This window comes from Veillonella magna DSM 19857 (genome assembly GCF_000428745.1).
GTDB classification, from domain to species: domain Bacteria; phylum Bacillota; class Negativicutes; order Veillonellales; family Veillonellaceae; genus Veillonella_A; species Veillonella_A magna.
In genome coordinates, this window is record NZ_AUAN01000013.1 from 1 (window position 1) to 17,264 (window position 17,264).

17 protein-coding genes, 1 pseudogene and 1 riboswitch are annotated in these 17,264 nt (G+C 48.1%); of the genes and pseudogenes, 5 read left to right on the forward strand and 13 right to left on the reverse strand.

Features of this window, described 5'->3' with window-relative positions; genetic code table 11:
• Positions 1-222, forward strand: a pseudogene (locus G344_RS0105460) (IS256 family transposase); the annotation flags it as partial.
• A gap of 215 nt (positions 223-437) precedes the next feature.
• Here G344_RS0105460 and G344_RS0105465 read toward each other — a convergent pair.
• From G344_RS0105465 to G344_RS0105515, 11 genes are read right to left on the reverse strand one after another with little or no spacing between them, the layout of a single operon-like run.
• A complete protein-coding gene (locus G344_RS0105465; RefSeq protein ID WP_038155046.1) occupies positions 438-1,229 on the reverse strand; it encodes an ABC transporter ATP-binding protein in 792 nt (263 codons plus the stop codon).
• Entirely contained in the window at positions 1,229-2,227 is a 999-nt protein-coding gene (locus tag G344_RS0105470) for a FecCD family ABC transporter permease (RefSeq protein WP_028255330.1), read from the reverse strand. The genes G344_RS0105465 and G344_RS0105470 overlap by 1 nt, the downstream gene beginning before the upstream one ends.
• 1 nt (position 2,228) lies before the next feature.
• Positions 2,229-2,894 (reverse strand): precorrin-8X methylmutase, encoded by a 666-nt coding sequence (locus G344_RS0105475; RefSeq protein WP_028255331.1) that lies wholly within the window; start codon positions 2,892-2,894, stop codon positions 2,229-2,231.
• Positions 2,872-3,660, reverse strand: coding sequence for a precorrin-6A reductase (cobK, locus tag G344_RS0105480; protein WP_028255332.1), 789 nt, complete (start codon positions 3,658-3,660; stop codon positions 2,872-2,874). The genes G344_RS0105475 and cobK overlap by 23 nt, the downstream gene beginning before the upstream one ends.
• Entirely contained in the window at positions 3,657-4,439 is a 783-nt protein-coding gene (gene cobJ / locus G344_RS0105485) for a precorrin-3B C(17)-methyltransferase (protein ID WP_071838097.1), read from the reverse strand. Before cobJ ends, cobK begins: the two co-directional genes overlap by 4 nt.
• Positions 4,382-5,581: a cobalt-precorrin 5A hydrolase gene (locus tag G344_RS0105490; protein ID WP_051245781.1), complete on the reverse strand. Its 1,200-nt coding sequence runs from the start codon at positions 5,579-5,581 to the stop codon at positions 4,382-4,384. Before G344_RS0105490 ends, cobJ begins: the two co-directional genes overlap by 58 nt.
• Entirely contained in the window at positions 5,578-6,339 is a 762-nt protein-coding gene (gene cobM / locus G344_RS0105495; protein WP_028255335.1) for a precorrin-4 C(11)-methyltransferase, read from the reverse strand. Before cobM ends, G344_RS0105490 begins: the two co-directional genes overlap by 4 nt.
• Positions 6,340-6,342: 3 nt before the next feature.
• Complete coding sequence (cbiT, locus tag G344_RS0105500; protein WP_028255336.1) at positions 6,343-6,930, reverse strand: precorrin-6Y C5,15-methyltransferase (decarboxylating) subunit CbiT; 588 nt, start codon at positions 6,928-6,930, stop codon at positions 6,343-6,345.
• On the reverse strand, positions 6,927-7,556 hold the full coding sequence (cbiE, locus tag G344_RS0105505) for a precorrin-6y C5,15-methyltransferase (decarboxylating) subunit CbiE (protein ID WP_028255337.1): 630 nt from the start codon (positions 7,554-7,556) through the stop codon (positions 6,927-6,929). Before cbiE ends, cbiT begins: the two co-directional genes overlap by 4 nt.
• Positions 7,535-8,650 carry a cobalt-precorrin-5B (C(1))-methyltransferase CbiD gene (gene cbiD, locus G344_RS0105510; RefSeq protein WP_028255338.1) on the reverse strand — a complete coding sequence of 372 codons (1,116 nt, stop codon included), beginning with the start codon at positions 8,648-8,650 and terminating at the stop codon, positions 7,535-7,537. The genes cbiE and cbiD overlap by 22 nt, the downstream gene beginning before the upstream one ends.
• 53 nt (positions 8,651-8,703) lie before the next feature.
• The gene (locus tag G344_RS0105515) at positions 8,704-9,198 is read right to left on the reverse strand and encodes a YajQ family cyclic di-GMP-binding protein (RefSeq protein ID WP_028255339.1); all 495 of its coding nucleotides are present in this window, start codon (positions 9,196-9,198) and stop codon (positions 8,704-8,706) included.
• A 234-nt stretch (positions 9,199-9,432) separates the two neighbouring features.
• Here G344_RS0105515 and G344_RS10765 point away from each other — a divergent pair, with 234 nt between their 5' ends.
• The 4 genes from G344_RS10765 (at position 9,433) to G344_RS0105535 (ending at position 15,042) form a co-directional block, all read left to right on the forward strand.
• Positions 9,433-10,350, forward strand: a complete 918-nt coding sequence (locus G344_RS10765; protein WP_051245783.1) for an RluA family pseudouridine synthase — start codon at positions 9,433-9,435, stop codon at positions 10,348-10,350.
• Positions 10,351-10,526: 176 nt separating this feature from the next.
• A complete protein-coding gene (gene fba / locus G344_RS0105525) occupies positions 10,527-11,456 on the forward strand; it encodes a class II fructose-1,6-bisphosphate aldolase (RefSeq protein WP_028255340.1) in 930 nt (309 codons plus the stop codon).
• Positions 11,457-11,690: 234 nt separating this feature from the next.
• Positions 11,691-11,774: riboswitch (ZMP/ZTP riboswitch) on the forward strand.
• A 65-nt stretch (positions 11,775-11,839) separates the two neighbouring features.
• On the forward strand, positions 11,840-13,090 hold the full coding sequence (locus G344_RS10770) for an L-lactate MFS transporter (RefSeq protein WP_083963074.1): 1,251 nt from the start codon (positions 11,840-11,842) through the stop codon (positions 13,088-13,090).
• Between the two features lie 275 nt (positions 13,091-13,365).
• On the forward strand, positions 13,366-15,042 hold the full coding sequence (locus G344_RS0105535) for a putative polysaccharide biosynthesis protein (RefSeq protein ID WP_028255341.1): 1,677 nt from the start codon (positions 13,366-13,368) through the stop codon (positions 15,040-15,042).
• Between the two features lie 162 nt (positions 15,043-15,204).
• Here the strand turns inward: G344_RS0105535 and G344_RS11475 are convergent, their stop codons facing one another.
• Both G344_RS11475 and G344_RS0105545 read right to left on the reverse strand, forming a co-directional pair.
• Positions 15,205-15,522: a TM2 domain-containing protein gene (locus G344_RS11475; protein ID WP_051245786.1), complete on the reverse strand. Its 318-nt coding sequence runs from the start codon at positions 15,520-15,522 to the stop codon at positions 15,205-15,207.
• 25 nt (positions 15,523-15,547) lie between these two features.
• Positions 15,548-17,215 carry a glycoside hydrolase family 2 gene (locus G344_RS0105545; protein ID WP_028255343.1) on the reverse strand — a complete coding sequence of 556 codons (1,668 nt, stop codon included), beginning with the start codon at positions 17,213-17,215 and terminating at the stop codon, positions 15,548-15,550.
• Positions 17,216-17,264: the final 49 nt, after the last annotated feature.

A 17,264-nucleotide genomic window follows, 5' to 3' on the forward strand; every position in this document is an offset into this window, starting at 1 on the left:
CGATTAAAAGCGGTCTATTGGTGGTGCTATATGCATTCGCCAAGACCGCTTTCTCTTTCAGAACTATTAAACGATATGCCTACAGATGAAAGTATATCTGCTATTTATAAGAAAATAACTTGGAACAACAACCGTGTGAACAATACCATACCTAAATGGGGTGACGCAATTGCCTGGAATGAATTGCATATGTCCACGGAACTTCCCACGTATTGGGATTAATTGGAGTTATCCACACACACTTTTTGTCCTATAACCCGATAATCACACCGATGAGTACAATTTCGATTCTCCCCATAAGTAAACTAAAAACAAAAATCGGTATCTCTCGCAACAGCTCATCATGCGTCTATACATGATTGGCCACCGCCAAAGATACCGATTTTATTATGTATAGTCTATTATCAAACATAGTCTGTTATCGAACAACTTATCACTTACAGCAGTCCGTGAATTTTTACATACGGTGACCCATCGGATTCCCGTTCGATAGTACTGTCCACGGCAAATACTGTACGCAACAGTTCTGCTGTCATGACTGTATCCGGTGAGCCGGTCGCTACCATGTGACCACCACTGAGAACCGCAATAGCATCTGAGTAACGTGCTGCTTGATTTAATTCATGAAGTACCATGACAACCGTCAGGCCTCGCTCTTCATTTAAGCGTCGCAATAATTCCATAATCTCAAACTGATGATTAATGTCAAGATACGTTGTAGGTTCATCAAGAAGAAGCACCGTCGGCTCCTGGGCCAATGCCATAGCAATCCACACCCGTTGCCGCTCGCCACCGGATAAAGAACTCACCCGTTGCTCCTTGAGGTGCGATGTTTTAGTAGCTGCCATCGCTGCCTCTACAGCACGACGATCTTCCCCGGCCGTATTACGCCACCAATTTTGGTGAGGAAAACGACCGCAGTATACCAATTCTTCCACAGTAATGTCCTTTGGCATTTCCGGTGTTTGCGGTAAAAATGCCATATGCTTGGCTAATTCCTTAGCTGCCCATGAAGATGTGGGCTTTCCCTGTAGCATGATCGTTCCTTGCTGTGGCTTCAAGGTACCTACAATAGATTTAAGCAATGTACTTTTACCACAACCGTTCGGCCCTATAAGCGTTGTAATTTTACCGCCTTCTACCGTCCAATCGATTTCTTTAAGTACCTGTTTTTCACCAAAGGCCAACGATAAATTTGCAACGGTAATCACCGGCTCCGTCCTCGGCATTACGCATCCCTCCTTAACAACCACAAGAAGAATGGCGCTCCGAAAAAGGCCATGATGATTCCTACCGGTACCTCTACAGGACTAAACAGAACTCGTCCCAGCGTATCGCTGACAACAAGTACGGCTGCCCCTAAAAATGCAGATCCGGGCAATAAAAAGCGATACTCCGTACCGATAATCATACGGGCAATATGAGGAATAATGAGCCCCACAAAACCGATTAGGCCCGCCACACTGACTGCACTGGCTGCTAAAAAAGCGGCTACAGCCGTCATCATAAAGCGAGTTTGTTCCACGGGCAAGCCCAATCCCTTGGCCGTTTCATCGCCCAATGACAATATGGTAAGCCGCCGACTGCCCAAGAAGGCAAGAATAAGACCTACCACCGTGTAAGGAGCCAACACATACACCTGTGGCCAGCTGCGCGCCGATAAGCCGCCTACCATCCAAAGAAGGGCTCCTTGTACGCGATCACCGTAGAATACCAGTAACGCCGAAATCCCCGATCCCAAAAAGGCCGCTACCGCCACACCGGCCAAAATAATACGCGTCGGTCGGATGCCATTGCGCCATGCTAACGCATACACCATGAGAGCAGCTGCCAAAGCACCGACAAAAGCTACCATCGGCACCAAATATTCCCAGCTGGGAAATAAAATCAAAATAATAACGCCTGCCAAGCCGGCCCCTGATGAAACGCCTACAATCTGTGGATCCGCTAAGGGATTTTTCATCACTGCTTGCAAGATAGCTCCGGCCACAGCAAGGTTAGCGCCTACCAAAGCCGCTACAATGTTGCGAGGGAAGCGAATGTTCCAGATAACCATATCCTGTGTATCCTGTAACGTGGGACTCCACAGCGTATGCCAAATCTTAGCAATGGTAATGTCCGCCGAACCAAAGGCCATAGACAGCACAAGGGCCGCCAAGGCAGCCCCTAAAAACACGAGAACTACCGTCATACGCCACGCATTACGCGTCTTTGCTGTTCCGGTCATTTTATTTCTTCTCGTCTCCCTGTACAAATAACATCGTATCGCGCTTAACATTGGTATATAAAAGCGCATTAATAACAGAAGCCGCAATCGGACTGCCGCCTTTGTTCCCTTTTACCGTAATATACGGCACCGGTGATACTTCCATTAAGTAATCCTTAGATTCCGCCGCACCCACAAAGCCTACCGGGATACCTACGATAAGTGCCGGACGCACTCCTTCTTCCAAGGCTAACCGCAATACTTCATAAAGAGCGGTCGGTGCGTTGCCAATAGCCACAATCTGTCCATCCAACTGCTTGCCGAAGGTGCGCATAGCCGCAATAGAACGAGTAACGCCTAATTCTTTTGCCAGCTCCGCTACTTTCGGATCCTTAATCAAGCAGTGTACTTCACTGCCGCGCAATGCCAACGCCGGTTTGTTGATGCCGGTGCGCACCATTTCTACGTCACAATAAATATGCGCTCCCTTGTTCAACGCTTCGATGCCCTTTGCTACCGCATCAGGACTGGTGCGCACCAGCTGCGCATACTCCACATCGCCGGATGCATGAATCGTACGCGAATAAACGCGCACTTCATCCTCTGTTAAACCTAAGTCTTTTACGTACGGGTAAATGAGCTCCATACTTTTATCTTCAATGGCTTTAGGATTTTTTACATAGTCCATTTACTCTATCCTCCCATAAATCAATAAATTCATCAGCCGATGTTATCGTCGTAGCCCCCTTTGCAGGCTGCGGGCGATCGATAACGATAATATGCAGCCCCAGGTCCATCGCCGCTTTTAACTTCGTATCGGATCCGCCTACGAGACCGGAATTCTTCATGACTACGACTTCGGCCTTGGTATCACTGAACATAATGCGATTCATATCATAACTGAACGGCCCTTGCATAGCAATAATATGCTTCGGTGATACGCCCAGCTCTTCCATCATAGTCAATACCTCTGCCGTCGGCAACACGCGGGTCCACACCGTTTTATTCTTCAATGCGTCCGCCTTGGCAAAAATATGCATTGTCTTACTGCCCGTCGTGAGGTATATAATATCGCCTAATTTTCCTGCCAGAGCAGCCGCTTCATCTTCATTCGACACATGATGTAATTTATCATACGCCGGCAAGGGAACCTCCGCTCGCTCAAAACGAACAAACGGAATTCCTTCAGCCGCCGCCGCACTGCGCGCAGTAGCCGTCACGATTGCTGCATAAGGATGACTGGCATCGACAAGCAAACTAATATTTTTCTCGCGAATCAGAGTCTTCATCGCCTCTTCATCCAGTCTACCGGTATGTACTTCAATACCTTCATGAGCCGCCAGTTCTGCTCCATACCGGCTAACAACAGATACCAAGACCGGCGTTTTCGTATGTTCACGCACAGTCACGGCAAGACGCCGTCCATCGAGTGTACCGGCAATAACCCAAATCATAATTTATAACCACGCGGCGTAATCATACGACCGTTTTCCACATACGTCTGACTGTTGCCGATAATAACCAACGTTTGCATATCGACTTCTTCTTTAGTAAAGTGTTCCAAATCGGAAATCACGATATGCTGCCCCTTACGCCCCGCTTTTTGTACAATACCTACCGGCGTCTTCGGATCGCGGTGCTTCAATACTAATTCGCGCACTTCATCAAGATGGGTAACACGTTTTTTACTGCGCGGATTGTACAGGGCAATAACCATATCCCCTTCCGCACATAAATCAGCACGTTTCTTGATAAGCTCCCACGGAGTCATCAAATCACTGAGGCTGATAACTGCAAAGTCGTGCATAAGCGGTGCCCCCAAAACGGATGCCGCCACATTGACTGCGCTCAGGCCCGGAATAATTTCTACTTCCGGACGGCGATCAGCATCAACCTTGTTAGCCAGTTCCATAACCAAACCGGCCATACCGTAAATGCCCGGATCACCACTGGATACAACGACAACCTTATGACCTTCTAACGCTAAGTCAATCGCCTGTTGGCAACGGTCTACTTCCTGCATCATTGCCGTGCCCACTGTTTCCTTATCGGCAATCAAATCCTTAATCAAGTCTAAGTATGTTAAATAACCTACTACACGGTCTGCTTCCAAAATAGCTTCCCGCGCCTGCGGTGTCATATATTCGTCATTGCCCGGTCCGATGCCAATTACCTTTACCGTACCCGTGCTATTGCCACCGTGGTTCTGGGATACACTGTTTTTTTCTGCCATAATTCCCGGCTCTTGGCCAGTAACATTGCCGTTGTTTCGCATACGTTTCCTACTCCTATCGTCTGTTTAACAAAATTTGATTCTTCTATATCAGCCGCTGCAATGAGCGGTTTCATTTCTTCTTGCGTATAAAATTGAATGGGCCATCCCAATCGTTTCATAGCTGCCAATAGCCCCTTTTCATCAGCCTTGACAATCACCGATGCAGCTCCGTAAACACTCTTCGGCGAACGCCCTAAATTGGCCAGTGAGTCGAGTACAGCCGCTTCTATCATCTCTGCCGGTGTATCGCGACGACAGCCAATCCCCACTGTCATGGTCTTAGGTCGCAAAAACAATCGCGTACCCGCTACCGTCATCATGCGGTCCGTAATAATAATGCGCACAGCTATCTCACACTCATTATCACCGGTACTCTTTACGCTATCTGTTCTCTGAATCTGATTTGCCTTATCACCGTTGCTTCTCGGCAAATCGTCGCCCTGACAAGCTGCGCCGTCAAAAGGGACTACCTTAATGCCGTAAGCCATCGCCTGTTCGCGATACGTCTCAAACTCAGACAGCGAGGTATCCAAATAATAGCGCACCGGCTCACCGGCTACAATAGCAGCATTCACATGACGCAAATCCGTAAAATCATCTACAGCCAGTCCCAGCTTGCGAGCCAACACATCCGGCGCCGGCAATCCATTGACATCCGTTGCTGTGGTTATCACCGGATCGGCACCGGCTATCTGCGCAATTTCTGCCGTCCATTCATTGGCCCCGCCTAAATGCCCGGACAAGAGACTGATCGCATGATGAGCACCTTCATCCATAACAACCACGGCCGGATCCGATGACTTATGCACCACATAAGGGGCAATCATGCGCACCACAATACCGGTGGCCATAATGAAGAGCAACCGATCATAGCCATTAAAAATTTCCTCCATCATCGGCTTTAGTGAAGTATACACAATGGCTTCATCACCGCTTTCGCGACCGCTTTTCTCGTAACATACCACCGCATCGCCGGACTGGCGCAATTGTGCCGCCACCTGTTGACCTAAGGCGGCCCCTTTAGCTGTTACGGCCATAATGGCAATCCGTGACCGGCTACCACTTTCTTTATCAGTCTCCGTTGCCGTTAACACACTCATTCCTTAGCGCTCCGATACATATGGCTGAAGCCTTTGTCGTACAGCTTGGACAACTCATAGTCACTGTCCAGTACCTTGCTGACAACAATCATCGCCTGACGAAGTACGCCTTCCTTGGCTACAATATCCGCAATAGTTTCCAATGTACCACGGATAATCCGCTGATCCGGCCACGATGCCTTGACTACAATGGCCACCGGCGTTTCTTTTGCGTAACCGCCGCCGATAAGCTCTTCCACAACCTTATCAATCATCTGCACGCTGAGGAAAATGCACATGGTTGCTTCATGGGATGCCAATAAAGCCAGCTTTTCCTTCGGCGGCATCGGGGTTCTACCTTCCATACGTGTAATGATAACTGTCTGGGATACATTTGGCAATGTATATTCTTGTTTCAACGCGGCTGCCGTAGCCAAGAAGGAACTGACGCCCGGCGTCACATCATAGCTGATTCCCAACTCATCCAGCGCATCCATCTGTTCTTGAATGGCGCCGTAAATAGCCGGATCACCGGTATGAAGACGAACAATGCTTTTTCCTTCGGCAGCGCCCTTCTTCATAACCGCCAATACTTCATCCAGATTCATCATAGCACTGTTATGAATTTCACAGCCTTCTTTGCAGGCCTGCAGAATTTCAGGATTTACCAACGATCCTGCATAAATAACGATATCAGCTTCACTAACCAAACGATATCCCTTGCGCGTAATGAGCTCCGGATCTCCCGGGCCTGCGCCGACAATATGTACCTGTGCCACGCTCTATACCTCCTGTGGCTGTTTTACAGCCGTAACAATAAAAATCGGACTCAACGGATTCAGCAGATGATACGGTCCCGCCTTGCGAAAGCGGTTTACCTGCATCTGAAATCCTTCATACGTAAATGGTCGCCCTTTTAGTTCCTTTAATATCGTGTGCCCTGTTTCCATAGTCACTGCGGTAACCACCAAACGACCACCGTCTTTTAACAATCGCTCCGATGCATCCAAAATAGCCCCCATACCACCGGCGCTGCCGCCGATAATAATCGCATCCAGCGGGGGTAAGTCAGCCATGCCCTCCGGCGCTTTAGCTTCAATTACTGTCAAATTATGCACATTAAATTTAGCAGCGTTTGCTTTAATAAGCTCGATGCCCTTAGCGAAACGCTCAATGGCATACACGTGACCGTTCGGTGCACCCAAAGCTGCTTCAATGGAAATCGATCCTGTACCGGCACCGACGTCAAGCACCTTACTGTCCTCCTGCACGCGGGCTTCATTAAGCACCATTGCACGGATTTCCTTTTTCGTCATCGGTACATCGCCGCGAATAAATTCGTCATCATCAATTCCAAAAAAATGTCTCATCCCATCACCACCAATACTGAATGATAAAATCCGGGTAACTCGGCAATATCGCCAAGCGTGGCCCGTTCAATACGTTCATCCTCATAGCTGAGGCGCTCACAGGCAGCCGCCGTTGTTTCCTTCGGCCAGCCATGTTCATCCATCAGAATCCGCGCAATCGCTGCCGGATTATGCTCCTTATCCGTTAAAAACCCCAGCGTTCGTCCTTCTTCGTAGCGCAGCTTATCCGCCGGTGGAATGCGCCCGTGAAAGCTCATCAAATCTGCGTTCTGCCATACTTCACCGAGCCGTGCAAAAGCAAACGTCATCGAGCTGATACCGGGAATGACCTCTAACGGATAGGTAGGAAATTTTTTCTTTAAATACGGCAATAAACTATAGTACCCCGTATCGCCGCTAACCAGCACCACAACATCATCATGCGTTAACTGCTGTTCAATCCACAAGGCTAGTTCACTGAGCTTGCCTGTCACCGGGTAACACTGTTGTCCGTCACGGGCAAAATCCTGTAGCGCACGCTCGCTACCTACCAATACCTTGGCCTCGGCAATTCGTTTGAGACCGATGGGCACGACATAGTCGGGGTTGCCCGGACCGATTCCGATTATACGGAGGGTATGTGCCAACCTTCTTCACCTCCGATAGCTTGGGCCGTATCATTGACCGCTAAAATATCTCCATCCAAGGTAGCAATAATAATCCCTACCTTGGCCTCACCGGCAATATAGCGTTCGGATCGCATCGCTGCCCGATCGGCCACACGCTGATAGACGCTTTCCAGATGCTCCCGTGCCAGAATAGGCATAGCCGCTTCTGTCGTACGGCACTCCATAATTTCTTGAGCCACCTTCTGCGAAGCTCCGTCTAACGCCGCGTACGCTACCAACGTTTCCATACGTCCGTCGCTCATGCGGTTATGCGTGTGAAAGCTCCCACTGGCCAGCTTAATAATTTTACCGATGTGACCGATAATAAGCACTTTAGTAAAACCAATCTTAACGCATTGTTCCAACATGAAGCCGATAAAATTACTCGTCTCTGCTTGGCGTTCTACAGGAATGCCCAGTACATGTTTAGCCAACTCCTGTCCGATGCGTCCCGGCACTAACACAGCCGTTCTATGACCGGCCGCATACATGACTCGCAGCTGTGGTACCAACGAGTTTTTAAATCCTTCTTCACTCATGGGCTTCACAATCCCCGTCGTACCGATAATGGATATGCCGCCCTCAATGCCTAGCGTGGCATTAAGTGTTTTTTTCGCCAGTGCTTCGCCTTCGGGAACACTTACCGTTACCACAACACCTTGCGGTACCTTGCAATATGCATCAAACACCAGCTTCATCATCGCCCGCGGACCGGGGTTAATGGCCGGCTCTCCCAGCGCTAATGCCAATCCCTCTTTAGTCACTGTCCCTACACCGTGTCCTGCTTGAAACCGCAGAACACCGTCATCGGTAAGCGTTACCGTAGTCACCACATCTGTGCCATGTGTTACATCCGGATCATCACCGCCATCCTTAACGATGGTGGCCTCCGCCACGGTATCACTAAGACGACGCACCGCCTTTACCGGTACATCAATCCACTGACCTTGAGGATTTTCTATTTGCACGCGACTTGGATACTCTTCTTCAAGAAGTGCCAACAATGCCGCCTTCATACCGGCCGTGGCACATGACCCGGTCGTGTATCCGCCGCGCATATTTTCTACGTCCAACTATACCTCCTTACGCAAAGAAGCAGCCCTTGTGAGCTGCCCCCTATGCGTGATTACGAGCGAAAATTCACAAACTGTAGTTCAACCGGCAAGTCCTGTTGTTTCAACATACCGATGACAGCCTGCAACGAATCCTTATCCTTGCCGGCTACACGCACTTGATCTTCCATAATCTGTGCCGTCACCTTAAGCTTCATATTCTTAATCAACTTAACGACTTCTTTAGCAGTTTCTTTAGAAATACCTTTTTTAATCGTAATCACCTGACGCACCGTAGCTCCCGAAGCCGGTTCTACCTTGCCGTAGTCCAAATTCTTCAACGCCACACCGCGCTTTACCATTTTTCCTTTTATTACATCTATTACTGCATTTAATTTATACTCATCATCGGAAACGACTTTGATGGTATCGCCGTCGAGGGAAATCTCGGACTTACTGCCGCGAAAATCATAGCGCGTACCGATTTCCTTCTTCGCCTGATTGACGGCGTTGTCCACCTCCTGCATGCTGACTTCCGACACAACGTCAAATGAACAATCCTTTGCCATTCTCACGCCTCCTCACTTTGTAATCATTGTATATTCCTATACTATAGTCAATTCTTATTCCTATACTATACCGGAATACAGATATTATATCATATGAAGTACCATTGCCGAATAGCCATTCGCCACACCCTTTTAAATTGATATGAAAATTTTTCATGCTCCCGCTTGTATCCGCTACGGCGATAGGATACAATGTATGCATTGTATTACCAAAAGTTAGAAAGTGTATAAACTATGAAACCTTTATTATCCATTTTTATACCACCGGATCAAAGGCGCATCTCTATCAATCATGCCGTAAAACAACATGGCGTTTCTCAAGCAATGCGGCGGCGTCTGCGAACACACGGACGATTTCAGCGCAACGGCTTGCCATGCACCTGGGATACGATTCTCAGCTGCGGCGATTGCCTCGAAGTCTACTTGGAAGCACCGCGCCATATAGAGCCTTGGTCCGTTCCTCTGAGCATCGCTTTCGAAGATGAACATCTGCTCGTCATCAATAAGCCCGGCGGGCTGTTGATGCATCCCACATCCGATGAACGGTATCATACCTTAGCGAATGCCGTCATCGCCTATTACGACAGTACCAATCAAGCCGATGCCGCCTTTCATCCGGTACACCGATTGGACAAGGATACCTCCGGACTGGTTATCATTGCTAAAAATGCCTTCGTGCAACACAGCTTTAGCAAAAAACGGGTGACATTCCGTAAAATTTACGATGGTCTTTGCGATGGTAACTTTCCTGCTGCTAAACTAACCGTTCACTGGCCTATTGATCGCAAAGCCGGCAGCATCATCGAACGCTATTGCGCACTAACCGGCAAATGGGCTCACACCGACATCGAATGCCTGGCCCACGGACAGCGCCTTTCTTATGTGCGTTTCCTATTGCATACGGGACGTACACATCAAATTCGCGTTCACATGGCACACCTGGGCTTTCCTCTTTTAGGTGATGATATTTACGGCGGGTCTACGGATTTACTGACTACCCAGGCCTTACACGCCGGCGGGCTGCAATTTGTCCACCCCATGACGGGAGCGTATATTTCTCTGACTGCACCTATTCCCGACGCATGGAAACCCTTATTACAAGCGCACTTGGGAACGATTAAGTCCCACAACAACGCAGCGCCTACAACGTAAGCACCCATTACGGGTGCTTTTTATATACAATTCATAGTAGCCGACTTACCATCTTCTTGCTATACTAACAGTAGAATACACTGCATGAAGCAGTATCACTGGTACCTAATCTATCCCGACATCACGCGAACTGTGAGCGGAACATTACATTAGGTGATTACAAGGAGGAATAACAAATGCCATTAGTATCCACTAAAGAAATGTTTGAAAAAGCCTATAAAGGCGGCTATGCTATCGGTGCCTTTAATGTTAATAATATGGAAATCGTTCAAGGGATTGTCGATGCTGCCAAAGAAGAACAGTCCCCGTTAATTTTGCAGGTGTCCGCCGGTGCCCGTAAATATGCTAAGCACATCTACTTGATTAAATTGGTAGAAGCTGCTTTAGCCGATACGGATTTACCGATTGCCTTACATCTCGACCACGGTGACACCTTCGAGCTTTGCAAAGACTGCATCGACGGCGGCTTTACATCCGTTATGATCGACGGCTCCAAATACGATTTCAAAGAAAACGTTGCTCTTACTAAAAAAGTAGTTGAATACGCACATGCTCACGGTGTTGTTGTCGAAGCCGAGCTCGGCCGTTTAGCCGGCGTAGAAGATGACGTGAATGTGTCTGCCAACGATGCTATCTTCACCGATCCGGAACAGGCTGCCGAATTTGTACACCTCACCGGCGTTGACTCCTTGGCTATCGCTATCGGTACCAGCCACGGTGCTTACAAGTTCAAGGGCACGCCGTACCTCGACTTTGACCGTTTGGAAAAAGTAGGTAAATTATTACCGGACTTCCCGATCGTACTTCACGGTGCTTCCAGCGTATTGCCGGAATTTGTAAAGAAATGCAATGAATTCGGCGGTGACATTCCGGGAGCCCAAGGCGTTCCGGAAGAAATGCTTCGCAAAGCCGCTTCCATGGCTGTTTGCAAAATTAACATCGACACCGACTTGCGCTTGGCTATGACGGCTACCGTACGCGAATACCTTACCAAAAACCCTGGCGAATTCGATCCTCGCAAATACTTAGGACCGGCTCGTGATGCCATCAAAGGTATGGTACAGCATAAGATTAAAGACGTACTTGGTTCGTCTAACCGTATTTAATGCCAATCCAGCTCACCTATTAGGTTAACGGCGACAGCAGACTATGGTTATTGCCTGTAGTTACTGTCTGTAGTTACTGTCTGTAGTTACTGCCTGTAATTACTACCTATAGGTACTGCCTACAGTTATTGTCTATAGTAACTACATCTAATTTATACATACCATTGATAATCGAAAATTATCAATTTGTACGTTGACAAGCAATACATGTATGTTATAATGATTCCATCATTAGTAAGCCTACAGTGCTGACGGATAAGTGGAATTGACCACATGTACTGTAACCGCTTTGTATTGCCGACCGTCTGGGCACCCTTTCGAGGAGCTCAGGCGGTCTTTTTGTATCTGAGTCACTCGAGGGACGTACAGAAAGGGATGAAATTATGAGAAATCGTTGGCTTATCGCCCTCGCTGCCGTGGGCATTCACATTTGCATCGGCAGCGTTTACGCCTGGAGTGTATTGACTCGGCCTATCATGGCCGCTATGGGTTGGTCCTTAAAGGAAACCACCTGGACCTTCTCCTTGGCTATTCTGTTTTTAGGCCTCTCCGCCGGTCTACTGGGTAGCTTTGCGGAAAAAATCGGCCCGAAGAAAAGCGGTCTTCTATCCACTTGCTTCTTCGGTATCGGCATGCTCGGAACCGCTTACGCATTAACGCAGCATAGCTTAACTCTCTTGTATATCTTCTATGGTGTCATCGGCGGTATCGGTCTTGGCGTTGGCTACATTACTCCTGTATCTACACTGGTAAAGTACTTCCCTCGCAATCGTGGTTTTGCCACAGGCCTGGCTATTATGGGCTTTGGCTTCGCCGCGCTTCTCGCCGGTCCCCTTATGCAGTATCTTACTGTCAATTATGGCTTAATTAATACCTTCTTGGTACTGGGTTGTGCCTATATCATCGTTATGGCCCTATCTTCGCTGTACCTCAAACCGCCTGCAGTAGATGCTAACAAACCGGAATCTCGTTTGTTACAGCGTGGCATGACCGCCCATGATGCTATGCGCACCTGGCAGTTCTCCGCATTGTGGTGGGTATTCTTTATTAACATCACCTGCGGTATCGGTCTCCTGGCTGTTGCCTCGCCGATGGCTCAAGAAGTAGTAGGCATGACACCGACGCAAGCTGCTTCTATGGTCGGTCTTATCGGACTGTTAAACGGGGGTGGTCGCATTGTATGGTCCACCATCTCCGACTACCTCGGTCGCGGTATCACCTATGCCCTCTTCTTCCTTTTGGAAATCGGCGCCTTCGCTATGCTGGCTAACACCGATACTCCCTTCGTATTCCAAGCCTTGGTATTCTTGATTATCACCTGCTACGGCGGTGGTTTCAGTTGCATGCCCGCTTACTTGAGCGATCTCTTCGGTACCAAAGCACTCAGTGCTATTCATGGTCGCATTCTTACCGCGTGGGGCTTTGCCGGTATTGCCGGTCCGATGCTGATCTCGGTATTACGTGAAACTACCTCCGGCTATAACATTACACTATACACATTTGCCGGCTTATTTGTCCTCAACTTTATTATCGCCCTTGTACTCCGCTTTGTCGGCACGGCTCCGCAGTACACGGTAACCGAAGACAATACCGACGATGTGGTAACCTTGCATAATAAACAAGCGTTACAGTAAAGCTACTCGCTTGGCAAACTATTTTGCTTACTGCCATGAACAGCGTAGCAAAATTATCTATCTTTACAATTACCTATACTGCCAAGCTATTTCATAAGTAGTTATAGTTTATCAAGCTCCTCGTTACGGCGAGGAGCGCTTTTTGTTACTGCATCTTTTTTGTCACTACCGGGGCAAAAAGTGCCGCCGGACCTTCTCATTTATCTAATGCGTAGGAATAAAAACTGTGCTACAATAAGAAGCTGAACAGTATTACATATTTATAGGGAGTTTCTATGGTTAACAGATTCTTACAAGGCACTCTGGTACTGACGATTGCCGGCTTTGTCGTCAAAGCAATCGGCAGCATCAACTGGATCTTACTGTCCCGTGTCCTCGGCGGCGAAGGGATTGGTATTTACCAGATGGCCTTTCCGATTTATCTCTTAGCTCTGCAAGTATCCAGTGCAGGGATTCCTATTGCGATTTCTATTGTCACCGCCGAAAAGGTGGCACGCTGCGATTATACCGGTGCCAAGAAGGTATTCACCTTATCCTTTAATTTATTATTCATCACCGGCTTACTGTGCAGCTTGCTCATGTACTTCGGTTCGGATTGGTTAATTTCATCCGGATACATCATTGATAACAGGGCATACTATTCATTAATTGCCTTGTCGCCGGCCATCTTTTTTGTTACCCTCATCTCTTGCTATCGCGGGTATTTACAAGGTTGGCAACTAATGACACCGACTGCCATCAGTCAAATTATCGAACAGCTGCTGCGCGTAGTCGTTATGCTCGGCGCCGGATATCTCCTGTTGCCTTACGGACTGGCTGCCGCTGCCGGCGGGGCCAGCTTAGGAGCCGGTATAGGTGCCTTTGGTGCATTGGTCGTTCTCATGTATTACTACTATAAGTTACCACGCTTGGCCGATGGTACACCGTTAGAAGGCACCGGCACTTCACAACGTGCCAACGAACGCCATAAGAAAACCACTGCTACCGACAACGATACAGACACCACAGTCACTGACGAAATGACTCCATCCGACAGTCTTTCGCAACGACCGGTTATCGAGAAGGAAAGCTCCGGTTCTATTCTCTACCGATTAATTAAACTGGCCATTCCTATTTCGTTAGCCAGCGTTATGTTGCCTTTAGTAGCTAACCTGGATTTGTTTATCGTCCCTCGTCGGTTGGCCGTTGCCGGTTTTTCCACCGGTGAGGCCACCGAGTTATTCGGGTATCTAACCGGTATGGCGGTGCCTCTTATCAACTTGGCCACCATCATTACTGCTGCCTTAGCTACCAGCTTGGTACCGGCTATTTCCAATGCCAAGTCGCTAAACGATGCGAAAGGCGTCTTCTATCGCACATCCGGCGCTATGCGCATTACCTTTATGGCCACAGTGCCGTTTACGTTGATGCTCTACGTGTTGGCCGAACCGGTAGTAACCGTTATCTATAATGCGCCAAAAGCTGCCGAAGCAACGCAAATTTTGGCTATCGCTATTTTCTTTCTCGGACTACACCAGGTAACGACCGGTATCCTCCAAGGCCTCGGCAAACCGACCCTACCGGTAATCAACATGGGGATTGCCGCCATATGTAAAGTAATTTTAAACTGGAATTTAACGGCTATTCCTTGGCTTGGTATCGCCGGCGCTTCGTATGCTACCGTAGCCGATATCGGCGTAGCCGCTTTACTCAATCTCATTTGGATAAAGCGTTATACCGGTTACTTTCTTGATATTTCCATCCTTTGGAAAAATATTGTCAGCGCCGTAATTATGGGCATAGCCATGTACTTCATCTATGGATATATTGCTCCGCTTATGCCGATGTTCCTAGCCATGGTCATCAGTGCAGCCATCGGCGGTGTCATCTATGTAATCATCATGGTGCTACTTAAAGGATTAGATCGTCATGACGGACAACGCATGCCAATTATTGGCCGCTTTTTTAAATAAATACGTATGATAGATACTATATTACCTTACATCAACTACAAATAAGAAAAGGCCCGAAGGGCCTTTTTCTTATATACATAGGAAAGAAGGCGGGTTGAAGATACAAATACATCTTCAACTCGCCTTCTTATTTGTAAGGGTGTATCGTTACAGCCCCTTTGCTTACGACTCGATCGTTATATGCTCTGACGGATACAGCTCTTTAGCTTCTGCAATGGCTTCCTCTAATTTCTTATAATTATAACGTCGCACCATTCCGGGAATGCGAAATAAATCAATAAGCATCCAAATCAAGAAACCACCGCCGGTAATCCAGTACAAAATATTAATAATCGGCTTGCCTAAATAAAAATAGTGAACGCCCACTAAGAACCAGCATAAATAAGCAACGGCCGTATCCTTTTTACTAGCCGCTTTCATTAATACATAATTGCGCTGCGCTTCCGTCAGCCCTTTAAGTAATTCAATCTCCGGTACCATATTACATCCTCCTTACTGCTGTCTGTTACCAACTTTTTAACGCTTCTTTCCCCAATGCGAATGCATCTTCGTATACCAATGCCCCGCGCACATTGGGCATAGCGCCTAACATCGCCAAAAGACTTTGATACATATCCGTTAAGGACGATTGTGTCTGCCATGTAAGATGCGCACCACGATTGTCTTCCTTGCCAAGCAAAGCAACCACACCTACATCCGGTGCCTTTGTTTGCCATTCCATAATCGTCTTATACAATGCATCCTGTACGGCTACGGCTGCATGCCCCCAAACATCTTCACCGCTTGCCACTATCATTAACTTACATTTTTCCAGGATAGTGCCGCTAATCGATGTCGGCATCTGCCCTACCGTCATCACCCAAGGACGCCCTTCCCAATCGCTTTGCAAAAGCTGATCGAAAATTCCTTCAAAATAAGCAGCATCCTCATTCGTCAGTGAAGTCGGCTTATACATTAGCGACCAACATACAACCGATGTATGATTTTTATCACGGTGCACGAGACGCCGGATTGCTTCTTTATGCGCCTCCAAGGCACGCGATCGCATATCCGCCCGCGCATAGTGTGCATCCCCATTATTGGCTGATGTCAATCCCAAACCGACAGCCGGGATTTCATCAATGACCATAAGACCGCATTCATCGGCCATAGACAATACATTCTCCGGAAGCGGCCTACCACCACTAAATACACAATTGCCGCCTAACGCAGCAATTTGTAGTAACCGCTGTTTCGCCTGCGGAGCACTGTGCGTAAGGCTATCGCCGAAACCGGCTTTTACATGAACACCTTTTATTATTACCGGTTCACCGTTAAGAAGGAGCTGTCCTCCCTTAACAGCCACTGTCCGTATACCGAAACGAACGCTATACATATCGTGTTGCTTACCTAAGCGGCTGACCTCCAGCTCCATGGTATATAAATAGCCACTGCCGATACTCCATATATGTGGATTCTCTACAGTCAGCTTCGCATTACCACCAACGCCGGTAGCCACCACGCGTCCATCTCGATCGCGCAACGTAACCGTCACAAGACAATTCCCCTGTACTTGGGCTACGTAATGAATCACTGCGCGTTCCGGTGTAAGCTCCGTTGTTTGAATAAATACATCAACTAAACGCGTCGTCGGTACCGTGTACATGGATACAGCACCGAACAGACCGGCCGGTACCTCGTACGGCGCATCACTGACATTGGCTTTTCGACCATCCGGCAAACTGCACGTATGCCCTGCCGGTAGGCTGTACATCGACATTTCATTATTCACTTTTACTACAATGCGATTTTCCTCACCATAACGCAACTGTCGGGTAATGCTTACGATAGCCGGCGTGTAAGCACCTTCATGTCGTCCCGCTTCTATGCCATTCACGTAAATCACTGCCCGTTGACCAATGCCTTCAAACCGAAGAAACACATCGTCACCAAGCCATGCCTTTGGCACAAATGCCATCGTTTCATACCACATGGTTCCGCAGAAAAAACGCTCATTGGGAGCCACGAAGCAATCCTGCATGGCACTGGGCACAGGTATGGTCATACGGCGCGGTACACCATTCTCATAATTTCTATCTTTTGCCCCGTCAAATGCAAAATACCACGAACCACTCAAATCAATGCGTCGTCGATATGTATTTGCTACAGGTCGTAAAAATTCCGCTTTCTCCATCCTACGGCTCCTTCCATATACTTTCTCTGTTATTATACCACCTCCGCCC

Excerpts from the sequence above, each read along its gene's own strand:
- G344_RS0105465 (WP_038155046.1), bottom strand. The coding sequence starts at position 1,229 with ATGCCGAGGACGGAGCCGGTGATTACCGTTGCAAATTTATCGTTGGCC.
- G344_RS0105470 (WP_028255330.1), bottom strand. The coding sequence starts at position 2,227 with ATGACCGGAACAGCAAAGACGCGTAATGCGTGGCGTATGACGGTAGTT.
- G344_RS0105475 (WP_028255331.1), bottom strand. The coding sequence starts at position 2,894 with ATGGACTATGTAAAAAATCCTAAAGCCATTGAAGATAAAAGTATGGAG.
- cobK (WP_028255332.1), bottom strand. The coding sequence starts at position 3,660 with ATGATTTGGGTTATTGCCGGTACACTCGATGGACGGCGTCTTGCCGTG.
- cobJ (WP_071838097.1), bottom strand. The coding sequence starts at position 4,439 with ATGGCAGAAAAAAACAGTGTATCCCAGAACCACGGTGGCAATAGCACG.
- G344_RS0105490 (WP_051245781.1), bottom strand. The coding sequence starts at position 5,581 with ATGAGTGTGTTAACGGCAACGGAGACTGATAAAGAAAGTGGTAGCCGG.
- cbiT (WP_028255336.1), bottom strand. The coding sequence starts at position 6,930 with ATGAGACATTTTTTTGGAATTGATGATGACGAATTTATTCGCGGCGAT.
- G344_RS0105515 (WP_028255339.1), bottom strand. The coding sequence starts at position 9,198 with ATGGCAAAGGATTGTTCATTTGACGTTGTGTCGGAAGTCAGCATGCAG.
- G344_RS10765 (WP_051245783.1), top strand. The coding sequence starts at position 9,433 with ATGAAACCTTTATTATCCATTTTTATACCACCGGATCAAAGGCGCATC.
- fba (WP_028255340.1), top strand. The coding sequence starts at position 10,527 with ATGCCATTAGTATCCACTAAAGAAATGTTTGAAAAAGCCTATAAAGGC.
- G344_RS10770 (WP_083963074.1), top strand. The coding sequence starts at position 11,840 with ATGAGAAATCGTTGGCTTATCGCCCTCGCTGCCGTGGGCATTCACATT.
- G344_RS0105535 (WP_028255341.1), top strand. The coding sequence starts at position 13,366 with ATGGTTAACAGATTCTTACAAGGCACTCTGGTACTGACGATTGCCGGC.
- G344_RS11475 (WP_051245786.1), bottom strand. The coding sequence starts at position 15,522 with ATGGTACCGGAGATTGAATTACTTAAAGGGCTGACGGAAGCGCAGCGC.
- G344_RS0105545 (WP_028255343.1), bottom strand. The coding sequence starts at position 17,215 with ATGGAGAAAGCGGAATTTTTACGACCTGTAGCAAATACATATCGACGA.